Origin of the sequence: Erythrobacter aurantius (assembly GCF_023823125.1) — a bacterium.
Lineage (GTDB): Bacteria > Pseudomonadota > Alphaproteobacteria > Sphingomonadales > Sphingomonadaceae > Erythrobacter > Erythrobacter aurantius.
Window position 1 is genome coordinate 2751080 of the sequence record NZ_CP090949.1, and the last position, 23618, is coordinate 2774697.

The 23618-nt window shown below is 63.0% G+C and carries 11 protein-coding genes; 2 read left to right on the plus strand and 9 right to left on the minus strand.

Annotated elements, in window-relative coordinates; translation table 11 throughout:
- Nucleotides 1-3 precede the first annotated feature (3 nt).
- Nucleotides 4-600 (minus strand): GNAT family N-acetyltransferase, encoded by a 597-nt coding sequence (locus L1K66_RS13285; protein ID WP_252258289.1) that lies wholly within the window; start codon nucleotides 598-600, stop codon nucleotides 4-6.
- Nucleotides 590-1672: an alanine dehydrogenase gene (ald, locus tag L1K66_RS13290; protein ID WP_034954967.1), complete on the minus strand. Its 1083-nt coding sequence runs from the start codon at nucleotides 1670-1672 to the stop codon at nucleotides 590-592. The genes L1K66_RS13285 and ald overlap by 11 nt, the downstream gene beginning before the upstream one ends.
- A 318-nt stretch (nucleotides 1673-1990) precedes the next feature.
- On the opposite strand from ald, the gene L1K66_RS13295 reads away from it, so the two are divergent.
- Nucleotides 1991-3445 carry an NAD-dependent succinate-semialdehyde dehydrogenase gene (locus L1K66_RS13295; protein ID WP_252258290.1) on the plus strand — a complete coding sequence of 485 codons (1455 nt, stop codon included), beginning with the start codon at nucleotides 1991-1993 and terminating at the stop codon, nucleotides 3443-3445.
- 334 nt (nucleotides 3446-3779) lie between these two features.
- Here L1K66_RS13295 and L1K66_RS13300 read toward each other — a convergent pair whose 3' ends face one another.
- From L1K66_RS13300 to L1K66_RS13335, 7 genes are all read right to left on the minus strand, one after another.
- Entirely contained in the window at nucleotides 3780-4943 is a 1164-nt protein-coding gene (locus L1K66_RS13300; RefSeq protein ID WP_252258291.1) for an alpha-hydroxy-acid oxidizing protein, read from the minus strand.
- A 78-nt stretch (nucleotides 4944-5021) separates the two neighbouring features.
- Nucleotides 5022-5384 (minus strand): thiol-disulfide oxidoreductase DCC family protein, encoded by a 363-nt coding sequence (locus tag L1K66_RS13305; RefSeq protein WP_252258292.1) that lies wholly within the window; start codon nucleotides 5382-5384, stop codon nucleotides 5022-5024.
- Nucleotides 5385-5493: 109 nt separating this feature from the next.
- On the minus strand, nucleotides 5494-6255 hold the full coding sequence (locus tag L1K66_RS13310) for a hypothetical protein (RefSeq protein ID WP_252258293.1): 762 nt from the start codon (nucleotides 6253-6255) through the stop codon (nucleotides 5494-5496).
- Nucleotides 6242-8347, minus strand: coding sequence for an adenylate/guanylate cyclase domain-containing protein (locus L1K66_RS13315; RefSeq protein WP_252258294.1), 2106 nt, complete (start codon nucleotides 8345-8347; stop codon nucleotides 6242-6244). The genes L1K66_RS13310 and L1K66_RS13315 overlap by 14 nt, the downstream gene beginning before the upstream one ends.
- Before the next feature lie 105 nt (nucleotides 8348-8452).
- Entirely contained in the window at nucleotides 8453-11518 is a 3066-nt protein-coding gene (locus L1K66_RS13320; RefSeq protein ID WP_252258295.1) for a CHAT domain-containing protein, read from the minus strand.
- A 1-nt stretch (nucleotide 11519) separates the two neighbouring features.
- Complete coding sequence (locus L1K66_RS16460; protein WP_256471457.1) at nucleotides 11520-20957, minus strand: beta strand repeat-containing protein; 9438 nt, start codon at nucleotides 20955-20957, stop codon at nucleotides 11520-11522.
- A 2-nt stretch (nucleotides 20958-20959) separates the two neighbouring features.
- Entirely contained in the window at nucleotides 20960-22813 is a 1854-nt protein-coding gene (locus tag L1K66_RS13335; protein ID WP_252260516.1) for a ShlB/FhaC/HecB family hemolysin secretion/activation protein, read from the minus strand.
- Between the two features lie 360 nt (nucleotides 22814-23173).
- On the opposite strand from L1K66_RS13335, the gene L1K66_RS13340 reads away from it, so the two are divergent.
- Nucleotides 23174-23614 carry an STAS domain-containing protein gene (locus L1K66_RS13340; RefSeq protein WP_252258296.1) on the plus strand — a complete coding sequence of 147 codons (441 nt, stop codon included), beginning with the start codon at nucleotides 23174-23176 and terminating at the stop codon, nucleotides 23612-23614.
- Nucleotides 23615-23618 lie beyond the last annotated feature (4 nt).

Consider the following 23618-nt stretch of genomic DNA (forward strand, 5'->3'; position numbering starts at 1 on the left):
CCGCTAAAGCGCGCGGCTCCAGAACTGCAACGGCTTGGGCGTCTCGGCGTCCTCGCCGTGATCACGCCACGCGAGATTGCAGATCAGCCCTTTGACCGGGCCATAGCCGCGCCCCCGCCAGAATGTGTCCAGCGGGCGATATCCCTGCGGCCTTGAAGGATGATCCTCTGGCCGGATGACTGCAGCGAACATGGCAGTTTTCAGGCCGCAAGCGCGGGCTGCGGCCTCGCGATGATCGAAGAAGGCATGGCCCAGCCCCTGGCCGCGATATTCGGGCAGAAGCACGCTTACACCGAAATAGCTGATCGCGGAAGTGTCGAACCCGGCGGCTGCGACGGGTTCCCTGATCTCGCCTGTTTGCGCCGCCATCGGTGACGCGGTGTACGCGCCGACAATCCGCCCTTCGTGGCGGGCGACCACCAGAACGGCGTCAGGCGCCGCAGCAAATTCGCTGAGGTATTCCTCCTCATACGCGAGATCGCCGTCATACAGATACGGCCACTCGGCAAAGACGCGCATACGCAGCTGCGCCAGAGCCGGGATGGCCGGAGCGATAGCCGCCCCGGTCAGTGCCTCGACGGTCAGATCGTCAGAAGCCAAGGCTTTCGGCCACCGCTTCGTTCACGATCTTGCCCTGATGCACATTCAGGCCGGGCTTCAGATGCGGATCGCGCTCGCACGCCTCGATCCCGTGGCGTGCCAGCGCAAGACCGAAGGGCAGCGTCGCATTGTTGAGCGCATAGCTGGAGGTATGCGGCACCGCGCCGGGCATGTTGGCGACGCAATAATGGATGATGTCGTCCACCAGATAGGTCGGCTCCTCATGCGTGGTCGGCTTTGACGTTTCAAAGCACCCGCCCTGATCGATCGCGACATCGACCAGCACCGCGCGAGGCTGCATCAGGCCCAGCATATCGCGCGTCACCAGCTTGGGTGCGCTCGCACCGGGGATGAGCACCGCGCCGACAACCACATCGGCATCGGTGATCGCGTTTTCGATCGTGCCTGCGTTGGAATAGCGGGTCGTGACGCGGCCCTGGAACATGTCGTCGAGCATACGGATGCGCGGCAGCGAACGGTCGAGAATTTCGACATTCGCGCCCAGCCCCGCCGCCATGCGCGCAGCCTGCGTGCCGACAACGCCGCCGCCGATGACGACGACCTTGGCCGGAAGCACGCCGGGAACGCCGCCCATGAGGATACCGCGCCCGCCGTTGTTCTTGTGGCTCGCCTGTGCGCTTGCCTCGATCGAGAGTCGCCCGGCGACCTCGCTCATCGGGGCAAGCAGCGGCAGGCCGCCATGCGCATCTGTGACGGTTTCATATGCCACCGCCGACACGCCGCTTTCCATCAGGCCGCGCGCCTGATCGGGATCGGGCGCGAGGTGGAGATAGGTGAACAGGATCTGCCCTTCGCGCAGTTGCACCCATTCGTTGGGCTGCGGCTCCTTCACCTTCACCACCATTTCGGCGCGGGCAAAGACTTCCTCTGCGCTGTCGACGATTTCGGCGCCCACGGCGCGATAATGATCGTCGGTCTTGGTGATGCCCAGCCCCGCACCGCTTTCGACGATGACCCGGTGGCCATTGGTGACGTATTCGCGCGCGGCTTCCGGGGTCAGGCCGACACGGTATTCGTGGTTCTTGATTTCCTTGGGCACACCGACGAGCATGATTCTCTCCTGGGGAATGAGGGTAGAAACGCGTTACGCCATGCGCAATAAAGTTTCAATTGCAACAAACAGGGTTGCGGAGCGGCTTCGCATTTGAGAGACACCCGCTTTCCTACAGGGGTCGGCCTGTGGCATTGGGAAACTGCCGGAAAGACCCCTAGAATTTTTTTAAATTAGGATAAGTGTCAACCGCCCCAAGAGCACATTTATTCTCTGTATATCAGTGCCTTGGTGGCGATCTGGACGCTTGACGCAGTGTCGGCTTTGTCAACTTCATTCGCAGCCGCAACAATTCGGAATAGTGCAAGGAGAACCCCCATGACCGCTTACCCCACAATCAAGATGCTGATCGGCGGCGAATGGGTCGAGAGCGGGGGCGAAGGCTCCATGCCGGTGATCAACCCGGCCAATGAACAGGAAGTGGGCCGCGCGCCCAAGGCTTCGAAAGAGCAACTTGACGCGGCGCTTGCCGCAGCGGGAGAGGCCTTCCCCAAATGGGCCGCCACCCCCGCGATCGAGCGGTTCCGCATCATCCACCGCGCCGCCATGCTGCTGCGCGAACGGGCCGAAGGCATCGCCCGCGTGATGACGCTGGAAATGGGCAAGCCGCATGCGCAGGCGCTGGGCGAAACCACCGGGGCTGCGGACCTGATCGAATTCCTTGCCGAGGAGGCCAAGCGTCAGGGTGGACGGCTTGTTCCGGTGCGCAGCCACAGCCTGCTCGAACAGCGGGTGACGCAGGAACCGATTGGCCCGGCAATGCTGTTCACGCCGTGGAATTTCCCGATCAACCTGCCCGCAAAGAAGCTGGCGGGGGCATTGTCGGCAGGCTGTTCCTGCGTGCTGAAGCCGGCTGAAACCACCCCGGCGACGGCGCAGATGCTGGTCGAATGTTTTGTCGAGGCGGGCGTTCCGGCTGGCGCGATCAACCTCGTCTATGGCGATCCGGCGATGATTTCCGAATATCTCATCGCCTCCCCCGTCACCCGTAAGGTCAGCTTCACCGGATCGACCGCGGTGGGTCGCCAACTTGGCCAGCTCGCGGCAAGGGATCTCAAGCGGTTCACCGCCGAGCTGGGCGGCCATGCGCCAGTGGTGATCGGCGAAAGCGCGGATTTCGAACGCACTGTCGCGGCCTGTGCCGCCACCAAGTTCCGCAACGCCGGGCAGGTTTGCGTCTCCCCCACCCGCTTTCTGGTTGCCCGCAGCATCTATGATCGCTTCGTGGCGGAATTCGCTGCCCGCACGCAGGCGATCAAAGTGGGCGACGCCAGCGTCGATGACAGCGTCGAGATGGGGCCGCTGGCCCACGCCGGACGCGTCGCCGCAATGCAGGATCTGATGGGTTCGCTGGGCGGAGAAAAAGGCGAAGTCGTCACCGGCGGACGGGCGATGAACGCGCCCAAGGGGTTCTTCTTTGAACCTACCGTCATCGCCAATCCTTCGGCCGACAGCCGCCTGATGACAGAGGAACCGTTCGGGCCGGTGGCCGGGATCGTGCCTTATGACGACATCGAGGACGCGGTGCGGATCGCCAATTCGCTGCGTTATGGCCTTGCCGCCTATGCCTTCACCTCGTCGCTCGATGAAAGCCACTATCTGGGCAACACGCTGAAGGCGGGGATGGTCGCAATCAACCACTTCGCCGTGGGTTCACCCGAAACGCCGTTTGGCGGCACGGGCGACAGCGGCTTCGGATCGGAAAGCGGGGTCGAAGGGTATCTCGGCTATACCGAGACGAAACTGGTCACGGTCGCCAAGGCGGCGCCGTGATCAGGGCAGTCGGTCAGGGGCGCCGATATTGGAGGCTGCCGCCTCGTTCGATCAACGAAGCGAAACGAGCTTCAGCAACTTGCTGGTGAAGCTGTCCTTGCGCGGCATGGGGCGGATTCGCCCGTAACGCGCACGGCGTGAATTCTCGTCACCAAAGCAGACAGTTCGGCCCATTGCATCTGGGCCCGACGATACAAAAGTCGGTCGTTCCATAGGTCGCGTCCCCGATTCGCGATTTGTTATGTGGTAAAACTAACACGCTTCCTGTGGAAAACTGAGTCGATATTTCATCAATCTGGCAAGAATTTTGGCCGAATTGCTTTCAAAAGTGCGCCTAAGCGGTCCGTTTAGCCCCGGCTGAGCGCACATCGGCAAGAGTCGGATAGCCATTGACGGCCATCAGCAGGTCAGCCTCCGCCAGTATGCAGCGCAAGACCCACGCCGCTCCCGCGGCCCCGCCGATAGCCAGACCATAGGTGTAGGGCCGGCCCACGCCCACGGCTGTCGCGCCCAGCGCCAGCGCCTTGACAGCGTCGGTGCCGGATCGGACGCCGCTGTCAAACAGCACCGGCTTGTCGCCGCTGGCCTTCACCACGTCTTCGAGCAGGTCGATGGTCGCGATCCCGCCATTGGCCTGCCTGCCGCCGTGATTGGAGCAATAGACCGCATCCGCCCCGCTATCGACGGCACGCCGCGCATCATCGGGGTGGCAGATGCCTTTCAACACGATCGGCAGATCGGTCACCGATTTGAACCACGCCATGTCATCCCAGGTCAGCACCTGGCCAAAGATCGCCGCGAACAGCATGATCGCCGCTTTCGGGTCTTCCTCCGGCGGCTTGTCCAGCATCGAGCGGAACACCGGATCGGAAAAGTAGTTCTGCATCACCTTGCCGCGCAGTTGCGGAAAGTTCGACGCATTGAGATCGCGCGGACGCCAGCCGGTCAGCGAGGTATCCAAGGTAACGACAATCGCCTTGGCGCCCGACGCTTCGGCCCGTTTGATCAGGCTTTCCGCCAGTTCGCGGTTGCGCGGGGTATAGAGCTGGAAGAATGCAGGTGTATCGCCGCATGCGTCGAACACCTGCTCCATCGGATCGTTCGACAAGGTCGAAACGCAGAACGGCACGCCCGTCATTGCCGATGCACGTGCGGCCGCCAAGTCGCCGTGGCGATCCTGCGTCGCTTCGCCATTGAGACCGATTGGCGCCATGAAAAGCGGTGTCGGCAGCTTCATACCGAACAAGTCGATCGACAGGTCGCGAGTCGAACAATCGACCATCATGCGCGGCACCATACCCCAGTGGTGAAACGCGCTGGCGTTGGTGTCCTGCGTGTGTTCGTCGCCGCATCCGCCCGCGACATAATTGGTCAGCATCGGGCCCAATGCCTCGTGCGCGCGTTGTTCGAGCGTTGCGAAATCGACCGGATAATCGGGCAATATGCCCTGCAATCCGGCGTTGTAGATTTCGTTCTGCATGCCGCCGAAATTGCTCATCGGTGCGGTCCTCTCCCTTGTTTTTCTCTTGTCGGCAAAAGAGCCGATAGCAGGATCGGCGGCAAGTCTTTTCGCGCCCTAGCGAGCGAGCTTCTGGAGCGTCGGGCGCACTTTCAGGAACAGCAGGTAAAGCTTTTCAAGCACCGCGAGCACATGGCGATTGCGTGCTATCAGGCCGATCGTACGCAAGGGGGGAATCGCCCGCCACATCGCTGCAAAGGCCGCCGCTCCGGAAAGGACTTCGCCGTTCTCCTCGGCATGGAAGCGGGCAAGCAACTGGGCCTTGTCGATCGGACAGGACGGGTCGGCATCGCCCGCAACGTCCACAAAATCGATCGCACCGCGCCGGTCGAGCCGCTGCATCAACTCGATTTCGCGCCGACAGAGTGGGCAAGCACCGTCGTACCAGACTTTCAGGCGCGGCTGTGCGGAGGCTTCCATGCCAAGGCATGTGCGCATCAAGCGGCAGGTTTCAAGGGGGCCGGGAGCCCGAACGGAAAAGGGCGCACCCTGCGGCGCGCCCTTCCCATTTCCGTTCAATCGCGGACCGTCAGGGAGTGACAGACGCTTCGAGCGTGTCCGCCAGCAGTTCGACCTGCATGGTGCAGCCATTGGCGATCAGTGCCTGAGCCAGTTGGTCGGGCGCTTCGTATTCTTCGGTCAGCGTCACGAAGTTCACGCTGACGGAGGTGGTTTCCGCTTCACCATCCTCGGTCGCAGGCGACTGAGTGGAGATGGTGTAATTGGTACCGCCCATCAGCTGCATGCCTTCGGGATCGAGCGCGCGCACCGCTTCGCTTTCGACGAAGGGCACTTCGAGCGAGGCGTTGGTGGCAGGATCCATGATCGTATAGGTCTGCGCCCCGGTCGCATCCGGACGCCACAGCCGCACCGCGCTCATGTCATACAGGCACATGGTGCCCGATGCCGCGACATTGACGAACCAAAGGTTCGGGCTGCGCGCCACGCCTTCCCCGGCACCGCGAACGGCCCCGGTGCGCACGCTGCGCGCCTGCCGGCGGGTGAGGTTGGAGAAGCGTGCGCGAGTGCGGGTTGCCCCTTCGCCCACGGTGAAAGTGCCCGGCCCCTGCATGACCTTCGTACCGTCATCGGTCAGCACGGTGATGCGATCCCCTGCGCGCAGGGTGATGGTGGCGGAATCGGCGACTTGCCGTCCGACCGGGTAATCCCCTGCTGAAGGGCCGCTTGATTTAACCACCACGCCGGCCTGTGCGGCGGACGGGACAACGGCAAGCGCGGCGGCGGCCAGTGCCAGTCCTGCTGCGCGGGTCTTGAATTTATCCGAGAACATAAGCTCCCCCATCGTTCAAATTGCGAATGCGTGTCGCGTAATTACGTAGCGCCTTATCGTCAGGATGCCTAGCGATCAGCGCCTCCAATGATTGTACGGCTACGTCATGTTTGCTGTCGCTAAGCTGAGCGATTTCGGCCAGCGCCTTACGGTCTTCCTCGGGCAGATCGGGCCGTGGGTGGTAGATATCGACCGGTCTGGCCCGCCCGCGCAGCACGATGCGGCCCATTGGCACCCACCAGTCGGGGTTTGATTTTTCAATGAATTCCCGGCTGGCGGAGACATTGGAATCAAGCGGCTTGTTCGCCGCCTCCAGTCGCGCGGCGGTGTTCATGCTGTCGCCCAGTGCCGTGTACTGGATGCGCGTATCCCCGCCAAAATTTCCGACAACGGCTTCGCCAAAATGCAAACCGACGCGAGTTTTCCCGATCTTTGGCAGATTCGGGTCCATCTCGGCGACTTCGCGGCGGAAATCCTCACCCGCTTGCCACATCGCATAACCGGCCTTGGTCGCGCGTTCGGCATCGTCCGGACGAGCGATCGGCGCCCCCCAGAATGCCACCACCGCATCGCCCACGTATTTGTCGATCACTCCCCCATGATCGAGCACTACCTTGCTGAGCATTTCGAGATAGCGGTTGAGCAGCTTGGCGACCATTTCCGGCGGGATCGCGTGGCTCATCTTGGTGAAGCCTTCGAGATCGCTGAACAGCACGTAGATTTCGCGCTTTTCGCCGCCCAGCGAAAGCAGTTCGGGCTGATCGATGATCTGCTGCGCGATATCGCGCGGGATGTATTTGCCCAGCGCCCCTTGCGCAAAGCTTCGCTGCGCGGCCCCGGCCGAACGCGCGGCGGCGGTTACCGCGGTGAAGGCGATGATCCATCCCACCAGCCATCCCACCGCCGGAAGCCCGTAGGTATCGACATCGTTGAAATGCAGCCAGAACGGGATGCCCACGAACATCACCGCCAACAACAGCAACAGCGGCACCAGCTTGGGCGCGGGCCATTCGAGCAAGGCCGTCAGCGCGGCGGTCGCCACCACCAGCACGGCCATCATCCACAGCGCCCATTCGGGAACCTGCGGCAACACCTTACCGTCGAGCATCTGGGCGATGATTTCGCCATGGACGGAAAGCCCCGCAGGCTCAAAGCCGGTCCAAGGTGTGATAGAGGTTTCAACCCGGTCGTAATCGACAATGTCTCCGCCGATCAGGACGTATTTGCCTTCGATCTGCTGCGCCACGAATTCGGCCACAGCCGGATCGAGATCGAGGAATAGCTCGATCGAGATCGACTGGAACAGCGGCTCTTCGATATTGCCCTGATCCTGCCCTGCCCCGTCGTCCATCTCGTCCAGTCCGGCACGCAAGGCGCGGCGGTACACGATCGAACCTTCGTATCCTTCGAATGCTTCGACCGGCCCTCCGGCATCTTCCAGCATCGCGCGCCCCAGCAGCGGAGGCAGATCGGGTTCGATGGTGGGCCAGATGCGCGTCGCGCCAAACGAATTGTCGAGCCGGATGCTGGCCGGGCGCGAATTGGTGCCTTCGAGCGCGGCCATGAATTCTTCGAGAAAGACCTGCTGTTCGTAGACAATGTCGCTCGCATTGGTCTCCACGTTGGCATAGCCGACCGCAGTCGGGGTCTGCATGTTTCGCAAGGTCTCGATCAGCAGTTCGTCATCCTTTTGCGGCTGATCGAACAGGATATCGATCCCGATAGCCTTGGCTCCCATCTTGTCGAGATTGCCTAGTGCTTCGGCCAGCGCATCGCGCGGCAAGGGAGATCGCTGTTCAAGATTGATCAGCGCCTGATCGTCATAGACCACGAGGATGATGCGATCATCCTGCTCCACCATATCCGCCGCGAGGTAAGCGCGGGTGTCATACAGGGCGCGTTCCGCATCACTGGTGAGCGGGGTGGGTTCGTCGCTTCCGGGCAGCGTCCAGCTGAAGCGGGCGATGAACAGTGCCAGCACCAGCATGAGTACGGTGGCAAGAAGCTGTAGCTTGCCCGCCTCACGCACACTGCGCCAGCCACGGGCGAGCAATCCGCCCCGCTTAGCCTTGCCGCCAGATTCTTCTGTCATGGACTATCCCCCGTGGCGCGCACCAAAGCCGTTTAGCACTGGCGGCGCAAGCCGATAAGGAACCGAATTCCAGTATTCCGGAACACGGCCCCTGTCGGAGGTGGATTAGCGCGTGACCTTTACCGAACCGTCACCAACAACCGCGAAGGCCGACCAGTAAAACGGGTGCGAGGTTTGCGGATCGTCCATCAGTTCGAGCTGCGAACGCCGCAGCGCCTCTGCCGTCTCGCTGTCGGCGACATCGAACAGGCCGCCGATCAGGCGCTTGGTCGCGTCGAAATCGTCAGGGACCGGCCAGTGGCTGGCCAGCACCGTCCGCCCGCCCGCACCGACAAAGGCACGCACCAGACCATCCAGCGCGAAGTTGCCGCCCGAGGTGATCCCTGCTTCCAACGTCGCACCGACGGTGGCGCTGCCTGCGGTGTCGCAGGCCGAAAGGATCACGAGGTCTGCATCGATCCGCAGGCCGAAGATTTCGGCAAAGGTGAGCAGGCCGTCCGAATCCCCTTCCGGCTCAAACGAAGTCAGCAGCGCCGGGCGCGGCGGACATTCTGGCTGCGGCGCGGTGACGAGGCCGTGAGTCGCGAAGTGCAGGATGCGATAATCGCTCAGGTCTTCGCGCGACTTGATCGCCGTGTCGGTAAAGCCGGTTTTGGTCAGGACTGTGGTGGTCGCAGCCTGCCCCCCGCCAAGGCGTTGGGCGGCATCATACAGTTCGTCCGACTTGATCGGGTTCGACCAGATATTCTCCGACCACAGGCAGTTTTCACCCCCGGCCAGCGCCGAACGCGTGCCGTTGGAAACACCGGGCGTGTCGTTGATCGGGGTGTTCTCGCCCAGCCCCAGATAGGCCTTGCGCGCAGAGCTGCGCGGCGCGGCACGGACATCGCGGAACGCCGTCGGTGCAACCGAGGTGCTGATCTGCGAGTTGCGTCCCAGCCAGGCGACACCGGTGAAGTTGTAATCATCACCTTCGGGCGTTTCGAGCTGGGCCTGATAACGCTCGACGCTTTCATCGTCGGTCACCAGCAGGTTGATCGGCAGCTTCAGCATCGCGCCATCAGGCTCGAAGACGATATGCTTGCGCCCTGGCAGACGATCAGCGACCGGCTCGAACAGGCGGAGGTAGAGATCGCGCGACGCTTCCATGTCGAAGGGGAAGGTCAGCACCTGCCCGCCTTCGGCGATGGCGATGCTTTCGCGGATCTTCAGCACCATTTCCTCAAGCTGTTCAGGAGTGGCGTCGATCTTGTAAGCCAGCGCGTCGTCATGCGCGATGTAGACCATGTAGGCCTCGTTATCGAGCGCGACCATTTTCACATAGGCTTCGTCGTTGCGCAGGATGCTCTGCATCCCTTCAAGATTGATCGCACCGCCTGACACTGCGCGGAAACGCGGATATTCGGCCAGCTTCTGAAGCACTTCGGCCTGCTGGCTCAGCAAACCGTCAAGCCGCTGCTGGCGCTCTGCCAGGATCACTTCGGCCTGCGGATTGACCGCGGCTTCGCCTTCGATCTGGACGATCGAGGCACGCATGCGCTGGATCGAACGGCCGATGTTGACGCTGCGGCGGAACAGCTGCGAGGCTTCGTCGCTGCCGCCCGACAATTCTCGGGCAAGCACGGCCTGCGTCTGCGCGAGACCGGGACGCAGCAGCAGCTGGCTGGCCGAGAAGATATCCGATGCAGCCGCGGCATTAGCGCCGTCTTCCAGCAGCAGGCCGAAATAGTTGGACATGTAGCTGCGCAGCGTGGGCGCAGGCCTGCCTTCCGCTTCGGCAACGATATCGCGATAGAGCGCGATCGCGTCGCTGCTGCGGCCCGTCCGCGAATAGAACGCGGCGAGTTGGGCCTGCGCACTGTAGAGCGCCGGGGATTCCGGATAGGCCCCGGCAAGCAGGCCAATGCCCTGCTTGTGCAGCGCCTCAGCCTCGGCATTCTGGCCGTTGTCTTCCGAGATTTCCGCCAGTTCGCCCAACACCTGGGCGCGCAGCCACACCATCGAAACAATCCGCCCACCGCGAACTTCCGCAAGGGTTTCATTGGCCCGCGCCAGTGTCACAGCCGCATCGCCGCTGTTGCCTAGCAGGCGTTGACCGGTGGCGCGCAGATAATCGGCCTGTCCGTCGAGCAGTTGCGCCCGCTCGAGCGGGGTCAGGCTGGAAGAAATCGAAGCGCTCGAGATCGCGTCGCTTTCAGCCGAAAGCCGCCGTGCCATTGCCGGACCGATCTTGAGCTCACGCAGAGCGCCTGTGTCGCCGAATTCGCTGCGCAGAGGCGTGTTGAGGATTTGCAGCGCCTGTGCCGGCTCGCCGCGGTTCAGTGCATCGATGGCTTCGTAATTGCGCTGAAGCCGGGCCAGCACGGGAGTTGCCGCCGCGCCTTCGCGGGTCTGGTTGAAACGTCGCTGCGCCTCGGCAAAATTGCCGATGTTCGATTGCAGCAGCCCTTCGTTGAGGCGTGCCTCGATCTCGCTGTTGCCGCTCAGCGTTGCCGCAGAGGCCGCGAAGAATTCCGCCGCTTCCGCGAATTCGCCGCTGTTGGCGCGGCGATAGGCTTCGACCAGCGCCTGATCGGCGGTGATCGATTCCGCCTGCTGCCGGATGAAGGCGAGCGAGTCGGTCGTCTGGGTCAGTGGGATGTCGACCGTGCCGGGCACGATCTGATCGGTCGCCAGCGAAGCGACGCCCAGTTCGAGCGCCGTACCATAGGCTGACAGGCCGGAAGCCGCATAGGTGCGGTTGCCAACTTCGCCTACCAGCAGCTCGGTGCGGATAATGCTGCCCTCGCGCGAGCAGATCAGCCGCTTGCCGCCGGGAAGACCGGCCGGAATTTCTGCTCCGGCGCGCTCGGTGCAGCTCGCACCGGGCCCGACAAACCGTTCCGCAGCCTGATCGGCAACCTGGCCGCGCACGACCCACATGGTGCCGATTGAAGCGGCCGCGTCACGGCAGAGGATGTTGTACTTGCGATCGAACAGGCCTGCTCCGGCTTCGGGAGCCTGGATCTGCGCCTCGCACAGCCCGTTCGAGCCGACCGGAAAGGTGTCGCGCAGACTGATCGAACGCTGCTGCGCGACTTGCGCGGTGTTGGGAGTTGCCCAAAGGGCTGCCGCCCCAACCGCGATGGCCGTGCACAGCGAAAGCGTCGCCTTGATCGGTGTCTTGACCATGTCAGTTATCCTCCACCCGGACGGTGCCGATATTGCCCTGGCTGTAGAGCGAGGCGTCGCCGCCCGCAGCTACAGGATCGTCAACCTCGGTCTCTTCCTCATTTTCAGGCTCGGAAACGAGGCCCGGGAAGTCGAAGCCGAAGTCGTCATCGCTTTCCTGCTCGGTGGTCGGAACCGGCTGGGTCGTCGCAACCGCCGCCTCGATGACCGAGGGGTTGTTGACCACGGCGACCTGCTCTTCGACTTCTTCCTCGACCGGATCGGGATCGGGATCGGGGTCCGGATCGGGGTCCGGATCGGGATCGGGATCAGGATCGACAGTGGTGCCGCAATCACGGGTGTTGATGAGGCAATCGTTGAATTCGGATTCGGCCGAATACAGCGTCGAACCGCTGCCCGAACCGGTTCCGTCATCGAACACCACTTCGTCGAAGAATGCCTGGCCGACAATCAGATTGCCCGCCGCGTCAATCCGCGCACCATAGGCGAAGACATCCAGCTCAGTGCCGCTCGTCCCGCGAATGGTCAGCCCGCCGTCACCGACAAGAATGCCGCCCTGCGCGGTTTCGGTGCCGGTGTTGCGGACCAGCAGCGACTGACCGACCTCAAGCACCACACCGCCCGCACGCAGATAGCCGAGCGGATCGTCACTGCCGGCCGCAGCCACAGCGAGCTGATCATTGCGGCCCGTGAAGGTGGGGTTGTCCTGAAGCAGCGCGATCATGTCGCTGTCCGCGATCCAGATGTTGCTGGAGCCGAGGAAGATCGTCCCCGTCGGACGGCTGTTCGGATCGAGCAGGGCAAGTCCGCCTGGCGTCACGATCTCGATACGATCCTGGGCAAACAGGCTGAAGCTGTCGTCCGCGCCCGAATCCGCCAGCACAACCTGCCCTTCGACGCGGGCGACACCGCCCGGCCCGGCCACGCTGACCACGACATTCGAAACGCCATTGTCGAGCGAACCGGCACCCAGCAGATCGCGCAGGATCAGGTCGGGATCGTTTGGCCCGCTTTGAGCGACATTGGGCTGTACGAAGTTGAAAGAGCCAACCTCAAGCCGGTCAAGCTCTTCACCGATCAGCGAGTAGCCTTCCCCGGTTACCCCGCCGATCGGCGTTCCGCCACCGCCAAGGATTGCCGGAGCATCCTCGTTCAGCGACTGGAAGTTCATGGTGAAGGCACCGACGCGCGCACCGTTCTCGATCACGATATCGCGCGACGCGAGATTGAGGATGGCCCCGCCGAAGCTGATGGCATTGTCATCATCGCCAAGGATGCTGATCGTCCCCTGCGACTGGATCGAGATGATCGCAGTCGGATCGTTCACATCAGGCCCGCCGATGATGCCGCCGTTCCCGGTCTGGATCAGGAAGCTGTCGAGCGTGTCGATCGACATTGCCTCGATCACCCGGATGTTGCCGCCATTGGCCAGCAGCAGCGAGGTTCCCTGTTCGCCCAGCGTATCGCCGATCGCGCTGCCGTTCAGCGCATCGACCAGCAGGTCACCCGAAGTTACCCGAGCCGCAATCACCCCGGCGAAATTGAGCGGGGTCGATGTAAATCCTCCGGTCGCGTCCGCTTCGAGGGTGAGGTTTGCAACCTCCACGCTCGGAACGCCGCCGCTTGGTGAAGCGATGTCGAGAGACGCGACACCCCCGCTAGCGGAATCGCCAATCGACGTGCTCGCACTGCTCAACAGGCTGAATTCAAAGGCATTCAGCGAGGAATTGTTCTCGATGATCGCTTCCGAACGACCGGCGTTGGCGAAGCCGCCAACTCCGTTAGTGACCGTTGCCGATCCGTCAGCGCCGCTATCCAGTTCGACGATGTCCGCCGAGAGCGTCGAATCGAACAGCAAGAGTTGCGCCGTTCCGCCGAACGCGCCACCGTTCTCATCGCCCGCACCGCCATCGCCAAAGGCGGAAATCAGCAGGCGCGAGACGCCATCGGTATCCGGATCGATCGAGAAGTTCGTCTCCAGCAGGTCGAGGCTGGCGAAACCGGCATCTGCATTGCCGCCGATTGCCCCTGCCCCGCCGACTGCATCGGAAAGAATGCTGCTTTCGCCAATCAGCGAGAAGTTGGCGGTCGTTCCGACGAAGAACACCGGATGCGCATCAGCGTCGCCGCCAATCCCGCCCGGCCCGGTCGCGTCGCCGCCGATGGCCGATGCGCTTGCGGTGAATCTGCCGCCGTTCCAGTCGCTTTCGTTGATCTCGACATTGACGATCGCGCCAAGCGCCGTGCCGCCCTGTGTCACGCCGGTGCCGCCAAACGCCGAACCGCCGATGCTGACCTCCGCTAAGCCCGCTGCATTGGGCAGGACGTTCACGGTCGAACCGATCGCCGTGAAGTTGACTATGCCGCGATTGGTGATGCTGCCACCGATCGCCCCGTTCCCGCCGGTAGACAGGTCAGTCACGACGCTGCGGCCGACCAGGTTTAGGGTGGAATTGTCGACCAAAAGGGTCGCTGTGCCACCAATGACATCACCGCCATTGCCGGTGCCCGAACCATTGCCGCCGACACCGCCGGACACGCCGCCTGCCAGTTCGGCAGTCAAGGTGCCGCCATTAATGACGGAAATCACCCGTTGACCGCCGGTCGCGTCACCGCCGTCGATGTTGAGGTTGGTATTGAGGCTGCTGCCGCCCTGACTGAAGATCGAGAAGACAGTGGCACCTATGCTGAGCGTGCCGCCGTCAACCGCGATCACGCCAGTACCGCCGCTTGCACTTCCGCCAGCACCGCCTTCGACCGAGCTTCCGCCACCGATACCGCGTGCGATGACGCGGATAGCGCTTGCCGAATTGGGATCGGCTGCCGGATCAAGCGGAAGTTCGACACTGGCGCCGCCCACCGCTGAGATCAGCAACGAACCGCCAATGCCGCTGCCGCCAATGCCGGAACCGCCGGTGGCATTCCCGCCGATACCGGTCGAGGATTGCAGGACTTCGAAGAAGCCGGGGAATGCCGCGCTGGTCGGGGTGTTCAGTTCAACCTTGAGGTTGCTGCCCAGACCCGTAGCAGAGATTTCCGTCGAACCGCCGAAGCCGTCACCACCTGCAGCCGCAAAGGTTACTGTGGTGCCATCAATTTCAAGTTCACCACCCGAACCGCCGACCCCAACTGCCGCCACCTGCGCAGAGCGGAAGGTGAGCGAGCCACCCTGATCCGCACGAGCGTAAGAATCGCCGCCAAGGCCTTCGCCGCCGGTGAAGCCTTCTCCACCGCCGCCGCCGAAACCGCTGGCGATTATGTTGGTGTGGCCCCCGATCGAAGCGACCGAAACATCCGGCGATATCGCAGAAACACCCGCGGTTCCTCCGGTGCCGGTTGCGCCGTCGCCACCGCGCGAAATCCCACCAAACCCGGTGGCTTCGACGAAGATGTCGGAATTGACGGTCGAGGCGCCGCCAAGGAATTCGAGCAGCGCCGTGCCGCCGAAGGCAATTCCGCCAAGGCCGTCAATGCCAATGCCATTGCCGCCATTCGAATTTGCCTGAACGCGCAGATCGTCAGCGGTAAGGGTTGAATTGCCCATCTGCAGGGTAACGTCCCCGCCGATTGCCTGGCCGCCTTCAAATTCGCCGTCGCCGCCGGTGCTCAGATTGGTGATGTCGAGGATGCCCGGCTGGCTGGCGCTGGGCGCGATGCTGACATCGCTGTCGATCATCGTGACAAGCACGGTTCCGGCCTGTGCATCGCCGCCGACCGCGCCGCTGCCGCCAATGGCATTCGACGAGATGGAGTTGATCGCTCCGGGGAACACGGTGGGCACTTGCTGCCCGGTATCCGGATCGAAGATGGTGCCATTGATATCCGGCTGGGTTGCCAGTTGCAGGTTCGAATTGGTGATGCTCGCCGTCAGGTTCCCGCTTTGCGCGGTTCCGCCGGTGCCGTTCACGATATCGTTGGTCGCTCCGCCAAAGGCCGAAGCGCTGGCTTGCAGAGCGCCCCCGATCCACTGGCTGTCGGTGATCTGGACATCGACCTGTGCGCCCACGGCGTTGCCTCCCACTGTCTCACCGGTGCCACCCGAATTGCCGCCGCCGATGACCAGCACGGATTCGCCATTGGCATTGGCAATGCCGTTCAAAGTCGCGACATTGGCAGTGAAGCTGACCGTTCCCGGCGTCACGCTTCCGCCGATTGCGCCAGCACCGCCGGTCGACTGATCGACCACGATGTTGCGGCCAACCATGTTGTAGGTTGCGTTGTCGACCAGGGTGGTGGCGATTCCGCCGACGGCATCGCCACCGTTTCCGGTGCCAGAGCCATCGCCGCCAACAGCGCCCGAGACACCGCCAAACAATTCGGCCGTGAGCGTGCCGCCATTGGTGACGGAAACCACACGTTCGCCGCCAAAGGCATCGCCGCCGGTGATGTTGAGGTTCTGGTCGAGGCTGAAGCCGCCCTGGGCAAACATCGAGAAGATGGTTGCACCCATGCTGACCGAGCCGCCATCGACTTCGAGCATGCCAAGTCCGCTGATGGCCTGACCGCCCGCGCCGCCTTCGACCGAGCTGTTGCCGCCACGCCCGCGTGAGTGGATCCGGATGAACTGGATCGAGTTGGGATCGTTCGCCGGATCGAGCGAGAATTCAATCGAGGCTCCGGTGGTGGCCGAGATAACGGCTTCGCCGCCCGTGCCGGTTCCGCCGATGCCCGTCCCGCCAGTCGCGTTGCCGCCAAAGCCCGACGCGGAGAGCGTTGTCCCAAGGCCGACCGGATCGAAAAACTGCGAGGGGACGTTGCGTTCGATGACCACGCGGCTACCGGTGTCGAAGGCGCGGATGTCGGCAACACCGCCGAACCCGTCACCGCCAGCGGCTGTAAAGGTCGTGATGATGCCTTCGTCGTCAAACACCGCTCCGGTACCACCAACACCGACAGCGTTGACCTGTGCCGAACCAACCGACACGAGGCCGCCCGCTTGCGCCTGAATGAAGGCTTCCCCGCCGGTGCCGATGCCGCCGGTCGCATCCTGGCCTGCACCGCCGCCAATGCCGTTGGCAAGGATGCGGGCATGTCCACCGATGAGGCCGTTGCCGAACACCGGTGAGAAGATCGCGATATCGGCCACACCGCCGGTGCCATCACCGCCGTCGGCTGCACGGGAACTGCCGCCAATGCCGGTTGCGTCTATGATTACATCGCCGGTGACTTCGGTTTCACCGCCCTGGAAGCCCATGAAGGCCTGGCCGCCGGTGCCGTCACCCCCGCGCCCGATCGAGCCCACGCCGCCGCGCCCAATCGCGTAGGCAGAGAAACTTTCGAGCGTGATGGTTCCGCCGCCATTGGTGAAAATACCCGAGCGTTCGCCACCGATGCCATCGCCGCCGATCGCGCCATTGCCTCCGACGCCGTCAGAGAAGGTAGTGACATTGCCGCCGACCAGCGTTCCCAGGGCACCCGAAACCAGCGCCCGTCCGCCAAGACCGGTGCCGCCGTTACCTTCGGGATCGGTCGTCGACCCGCCGAAGCCGCCACTGCCGCCAAAGCTGCTGGTGTCGACAAACACGTCACCATAGGTCGCGCTACCGATGCCTACGGTTCCGTCGGTGCCCTGCACCAACAGGCCCGCAGTCGCGCTGCCGCCGGTGCCGTTACCGCCGTCGCCGCCAGCCTGGCCGAGGCCGCCGCTGCCGCCCCCGCCGCCAAACCCGCGCGCCTGAACCGTCGAATTGCCGCCGACTTCCAGATTGCCGTTGTCCGCACCCGCGATCAGCGCCGCGCCGCTGCTTTCAGTGGGATCGCTCGCAACGGTTGCACTGAAGAGCCCCGCAACGCCGTCGCCGCCGCGCCCGGCAAGAATGGTCGAACCATCGCCCTGGCCGCCCAAACCGCCAAAGCCGTTGGCAAGGACGTTCGCATCGCCACCGATCACCACCGACCCGATATCGGCCTGCGTTCCTTGGCCGACGATCACGGCCTTGCCGCCCGTGCCGGTCCCGCCATCGCCGCCAAATCCGGACGTGCTCGCGTTGCCGCCGATCCCCGAGGCATCCGCTACAGCGGTGGTCTGGATAGAAGCTGTGCCGAAGAGAACCTGAAGTCCGGACACGCCGCCAAAGCCGTTGCCGCCACCAACGCCGTCACCGCCGAAACCGTTGGAGTTGGCGAAGAAATTTACGGCATTGAAGCTGCCGCCATTGTTGACGAAGGCAAACGCACGGGCGCCACCAATCCCGTCACCGCCGACGCCGGTGCCGAAATTGTCACCGCCGCGCGCGCCTGCTTCCAGATTGATGGAACCGAAATTCGCGCTGCCTTGGCTGAGGACATTGACGATCGAAGTACCGCCGGTTCCCAGCGCACCAGCAAGGGACGAATTGCTCGAACCACCTTCGCCGAAGGAACGGACTTGGGTAAACCCGTCAACCGAGAAAGACGAGGCATCATCGACAATACGGATTTCGGAGAGGCCGCCCGTACCGGCGCCGCCAACCCCGTTGAAACCCGAACCTCCCAAAGTATTGGTGCTGAAGATCGCATCGCCCGTGACAAGGATGACCCCGCCGTTGATATTGGCTTCGGCTTGACCGCCAATGGCATCGCCGCCATCGATGTCACCGTTACCGCCAGTGGCGAATGCTTCCACCGCCAGCGATGCCAGTTGGACGTCCGCTCCGAAGCTGGCCTGGAATGAAGCAAATCCGCCTGTGCCGGTGCCGCCGTTATTGCCTTCGCCGCCGCCGCCGCCGGCGGTGAGCACCACGTTATCCGCGTTGATCGTGCCCGCTCGTGCGGTGAAGAACGCGCCGAAGCCGTTGCCGTCGCCGCCATTGCCGCGCGGATCGCCGGTGCTGCCGCCAAAGCCGCCATTGCCGCCTTCGCCGTTTGCGGTGATGAAGACGTCGCCGAAATTGACCACGCCCGCGCCGACCGAACCGTCACCACCCAGCAGCGCCTGACCAGCCTGCGCGGTGCCGCCCGTACCGGTGCCGCCATCGCCGCCCGCCTGACCAAGGCCGCCGTTGCCGCCGTTGCCGCCGATGCCGAAGTTGAAAATGTTGGTCGTCAGCCCGATCGACAGATTGCCGTTGTCGCCGCCGCCCAGCACGAATGCGCCATTGTTGAACGCCGGATCGGCCTGGTTGGGCGTGCTGAATTGTCCGGCGGTACCGTCACCGCCGCGACCAGCAGCGATTGTGCTGCCGTCACCCTGGCCGCCTGTGCCGCCGCGGGCGGTGGACTCCACCGTCGCCGAACCGCCAATGTTGAGCGTAGCCGAAGCCGTGAGGGTTCCCGTTGCCTGAAGGAATGACAGGCCGCCAATCGCATTGCCGCCCGCTCCGCCGAAACCGAAAAAGGCATCGCCGCCATTCGCGATCGATGAGGAGATGGCCGATCCCGCAACATCGACAAGGCCGACCCGCGCTTCGATACCGGCTGTCCCGCCGGTGGCATCGCCGCCGCTTGTACCGGCGCCGCCGAAAGCCGCGGAACTGGCCTCGAAATCGCCACCGATGTTGATCGTACCGCCAGCGGGAGTGAAAGCCCGCGACGCGCCGCCCAGCGCATTGCCGCCCTGCCCGAAGGCATTGGTCCCGCCAAAGGCATCAGCGCGCAGAGTCACCGAGTTGAGGATGGAGATACTGCCGTCCGAGTCGACGAAGAGTGAGGTGACACCGGCATCCGCAAGACCGCCTTGCCCGGCATCGGCCGAAGTGCCCGCATTGGCTCTCGCCTCGGCCACCAGATTGCCCTGGATTTCGACAGAACTCGAACCCAGCGCATCGACCGAGGCAAATCCGCCGAACGCGCTGGATGCGGTCGAGCCGTCGATCTGATCACCAATCGTGCCGTTGGCGCTGGCAATGACGAACACGTCATCGCCCAGGGTAACAAAACCGCCATCGGATGCGAAAACCCGCGCCGTGCCGGCATTGAACGTGCCGCCTTCGGTATAGGGTCCGACCTGTGCTTCGCTGGCGATGGCGAGAACTTCGACCACGCCTGCGATATCGAGGAACCCGCCCGTCGACCCGACCGAAGCCGAACCGCCCGTCGCGATACCGGAATTGAAAATGGAAAGGTCCGAACCCGCAACCGCGCTTGCACTGACGATTGCATCGCCACCGATATTGAGCGTGCCACCAAGGAAGGCGTCGATGAATGCCGTTCCCGCAGTCGCATCGGTTTCGCCCGTGATCAGGTCGAAATCGACCCGGCCATAGGCGTCAGCAGACACAAGGACATCGCCGGTGATGTTGAACACCTGCCCATTGCTCGACGTAAGCTCGGAGAAATTCCGGCCCACCATCAACAGGTTGCCGTCGATCGAGCTTGGGCCATTGAAAGCGGTGACCTGCACCTCTTCGTTGGCGATCGCGAGGATGCTGCTGCTCGACGCGAAATCTTCAAGGAAAATGCTGCCCGCGACATCCGTCAGTTGCGAATTCGCGTTGAACAGCGCGTTGATGCCCTGATCGATCGCGCCGCCATCGACGGTGCGCCCGCTGACGTTGTAGTTGGCGGAAAGGATGATTTCGCCATTGACGATCCCGGCGCTGGCGGCCGGGGCAAAGCCGAGATTGCCGCGGAAGATCATGCTGATCGGATCGTTCTGCGCCGCAGCGACCGCGTAAATCAGGTGGTTGTCGCCAATTCCGGTGCTCGACGGTCCGCCGACATCGCCATCGATCACGACGGGAGTCGTAACGCTGGTGCCGACCGGAATCACGATATCGAACAGGCCGTTGGAAATGGTCAGGCCGACTGCCTCACCCGCGACATAGGCCTGACTGCCGTTGATCAGCGATGTGCCGAGCATCTGCACTTCGGCTGCCACCACCGCGAAATAGGAATTCTCTGCCGACGCAAAGATCTGGGCACCCGGATTGATGCTGATGCTGGCAGTCGTTGGCGTGCCGGTGCCAAGGAAGAGCTCTCCCGTCTGCCCTGCCCCTGCCCAGTCGGAGAAGGTGGTGGTGGGATCGAGCGTAGTCAGGATCAGATTGCCGACATCGAACACGGCATTGCTGCCGACGAGAATCCCCGACGGCGAATAAAATACGAGCGTCCCGCCGGGCGAGACACCGCCGGTTACCGGATCGATCAGCTGCGAAATCACCGTGCCGTCGAACACGGTCACATTGCCGTTGGCGGAAGGCAGGACGATGTTCAGAACCGCGAAATCGGAGACGTTCACGCCGTTCTGGAACGTCGCCGTATTGCCTGTCGGCAGGAAGTCGAGCGCGTTGCCCTGCCCGTCTTCATCCGGAGTCCATTCGATGATGGCGGTGTTGGTATCGATCGTGATCGTTTCGGTACCCGACCCAAGCGAACGACTGCCCGAGCCATCGACAAAGGATTCGGTCGCTTGGAACGCCTGCGCCTGCGCGCGCTCGGGCGCTGCGGCAAGGCCAATGGCAAGCGCCGCCGATCCGCAACCGAGCAGCAGTTTCGAACGATTCTGGTTCAAACGGGCCATTGTTAGAATCTCCACGGAAGAAGACGGGCGGTCACGGAGACCATGAAGCGGACATCGCCAAGCTGCGGCGCCAGATCAGGGCGCTGCAATGGAACGGCAAGGAAGGCGTCACCCTGAAGCTTTGACCCCCAGGCCGCGCGCACCCCGCCACCGGCGGACCACAGACGGTCCGGATTGAGCGGGCTGCGGCTCGGATCCTCGTTCCAGGTGCGGACGAAATCGCTGAACACATAGGGCTGCACTGCGACAGCATCGGGACCGGCGGGCGCCATGGAGCCGTATCGGACTTCCATTGCGACACCTAGGCCATTGTCGCCCAGCACCGAGCCGGGATCATACCCGCGCCCGATCGAGAAGCTGCCCCCGGCGTATTCCTCGAAAGCAGGCAGCGGATCGCTGGTGACCTGTGCGCTCGCCGAAAGCGAGAAAGTGATGAGCGGATCCGGGCGGAATTCGAACCCTGCATCATAGCGCATCAGGAACGGGGTGGGATCGGCCTCGATCCGGCTCGGCGGCACGGCTGCACCGGCCACGCAAACCAGGGGGTTTGAACGGCAATCAGGGCTGGCCGAAAAAATGCCGAGGCCGTGGCGCGCTTCCACGCCGTAGCGGAAACGCATCTTCGGCTCGAACGCGCTGTAACCGTCGAGCCGCTGAATGCTGCGTTCGTCCGTCCAGTCGCCCGAAAGGCGGACAAACATTGTCCGCACCCGGTCACGCGTCAGTTGCAACTGGTTGAAGTCGACATTCTGGTCGACGATGTCGACCCCTGCCGAGGCAAAGATGCTGGAGCGTCGCGAGCGTTTGAGCGGATAGCTGGCCTGCACCGTCGCCAGAACGGTTTCCGACTGGAGATCGACATTGGGCAGGTTCAGATCAGGGCTGGTTTCGCTGTAGGTCAGCTGCGCACCGAGCCGCAGCCCGTCACCACCAATGGCAAAGTCATGCGCAAGCTGCACCGTTTGCTGTTCGACGAAATCGACAGTCGAGAACAGTGCAACGGAGGTGCGATCACCCAGGCCGGTGAGGTCGTAGGCCTCGACCCGCAGCAGGCCGCCGAACCGGCCAATCGCTTTCGAACCGAAATTCTGGATGTTCAGGTCAATTGCGCCATACTGGCGGACAACTGCGATTTCCCCGGTCAGATCACCCGGCGCGCCGCCTGCGGCAGGGCGCAGCGAAAGACGCACGTTCACGCCCGGCAGATCGTCCGCCAACAGCAGGTAACGTTCGGCGTCGTTGGTGTTGAACACCGGCTGCTCGGTCAGCTTTTCAAGATATGCGGCAACCACGGCTTCGGATGGCCCGGCATCGCCGCGCACGCGCAGACCCGTCAGCCGGCCGAACACCACTCCGAAATCGGCGACACCATCGCTGAGGTTCTGTTCGGGGATTTCGACTGTCGCCAGATACCCCTTGCTGCGGAGGATCGAATTGGCTTGCGCGCGGATATCGCAAAGCACCGCGAGTGGCAGTTCGCGATTGAGATAGCCGTCATAGGCCGAACTCAGCGAAAGTCCCGGCACCCGATCCAGCCCGGAAAATTCGACTCCGGTCAAGGTCAGGCGGATATCGGAATATTCGGCACGATCGAGCACACAAGGCGCACGCTCGAGATCGCCGTCGATCGTCAGGGTAACGCTGCGCTCCTCACGGCGCTGCTCGGGCGGGATCAGCTGGTTGCGCGGAGGCGGGGAAACCTGCGGCGGTATGGGGGTAACTTGTGCCTGAGCAAGAGCACCGGTGGTGGGAATACCCAGCCCGGCAACCAGAGCAAAAGCGGAAGCCAAATGGGTAAACCGCACCCTCAAGGGCGCCTCCGCCTGCGACGCAAAGCGATGCGACAATTGATCCATGCTTGACAAGACTGCCCCCTGATTTCGCCCCAACGGACGCGAACGTCCCCCAAGGCGCTTATACGCCCCAGCTATGATCTCGAAAACGGTGCAGCGTGGCTTTGTCCACGTTCGTGCCCTTTTCGGGCGACCCATTGCTACGTAGGTGAATACTCCGTTTCGGTTCGAAAACAACCCTGCCGGACAAAAACTTTTCGTCAAATTCGGCAGCGTTTCCCGTCTGCGCATCATTATGACCACGGGCGGCGCAAGATGGCTTTGGCACTTTGCAAATCCGATCCGGATTCGACCGGACAATAGGAAAAAATTCACGATTAGCTGCTCCTGTGATGGCAACCGCAATAAGTCGCAGGAGGAAGTGTGCAGCACCTCGTCGAAATCTCGCCCGTCCTTGGCGCCTATGACCATGCGAGCAGGGCAATTGGCATTCTGCAAAAGCCGCGCTATGCAAGCCGGATGACGGGTAGCGCTCTGGACTGGAATACCGAGCAGCGCGCAGGCGCTGCAGTGCTTGCGCCGAGCGGGCGGATCGACGAATCGACCGCCGATTCGTTCAAGGATTTCCTGCTGTCGGCAGTCGAAGATGCACCAGCCATGGCGATCATCGATCTGGAAAAGGTGAATTACATGTCGTCGCGCGGCCTGCGCGCACTGACCCTCGCCCAGCGCGCCGGACAGAGCAGCGGCACCACGATCGTCCTTGCCCGTCCGAATGACACGATGCGCGAGATTCTTGCGATCAGCCGATACGACATGGTGTTCCGCGTGGCCGATACGATAGAGGATGCGCTCGGCAATTAGCTTG

What these genes read in the sequence shown, in the direction of transcription:
- ald (WP_034954967.1), bottom strand. Translation starts at nt 1,672, where the DNA reads ATGCTCGTCGGTGTGCCCAAGGAAATCAAGAACCACGAATACCGTGTC.
- L1K66_RS13295 (WP_252258290.1), top strand. Translation starts at nt 1,991, where the DNA reads ATGACCGCTTACCCCACAATCAAGATGCTGATCGGCGGCGAATGGGTC.
- L1K66_RS13300 (WP_252258291.1), bottom strand. Translation starts at nt 4,943, where the DNA reads ATGAGCAATTTCGGCGGCATGCAGAACGAAATCTACAACGCCGGATTG.
- L1K66_RS13305 (WP_252258292.1), bottom strand. Translation starts at nt 5,384, where the DNA reads ATGGAAGCCTCCGCACAGCCGCGCCTGAAAGTCTGGTACGACGGTGCT.
- L1K66_RS13310 (WP_252258293.1), bottom strand. Translation starts at nt 6,255, where the DNA reads ATGTTCTCGGATAAATTCAAGACCCGCGCAGCAGGACTGGCACTGGCC.
- L1K66_RS13315 (WP_252258294.1), bottom strand. Translation starts at nt 8,347, where the DNA reads ATGACAGAAGAATCTGGCGGCAAGGCTAAGCGGGGCGGATTGCTCGCC.
- L1K66_RS13320 (WP_252258295.1), bottom strand. Translation starts at nt 11,518, where the DNA reads ATGGTCAAGACACCGATCAAGGCGACGCTTTCGCTGTGCACGGCCATC.
- L1K66_RS16460 (WP_256471457.1), bottom strand. Translation starts at nt 20,957, where the DNA reads ATGGCCCGTTTGAACCAGAATCGTTCGAAACTGCTGCTCGGTTGCGGA.
- L1K66_RS13335 (WP_252260516.1), bottom strand. Translation starts at nt 22,813, where the DNA reads ATGGATCAATTGTCGCATCGCTTTGCGTCGCAGGCGGAGGCGCCCTTG.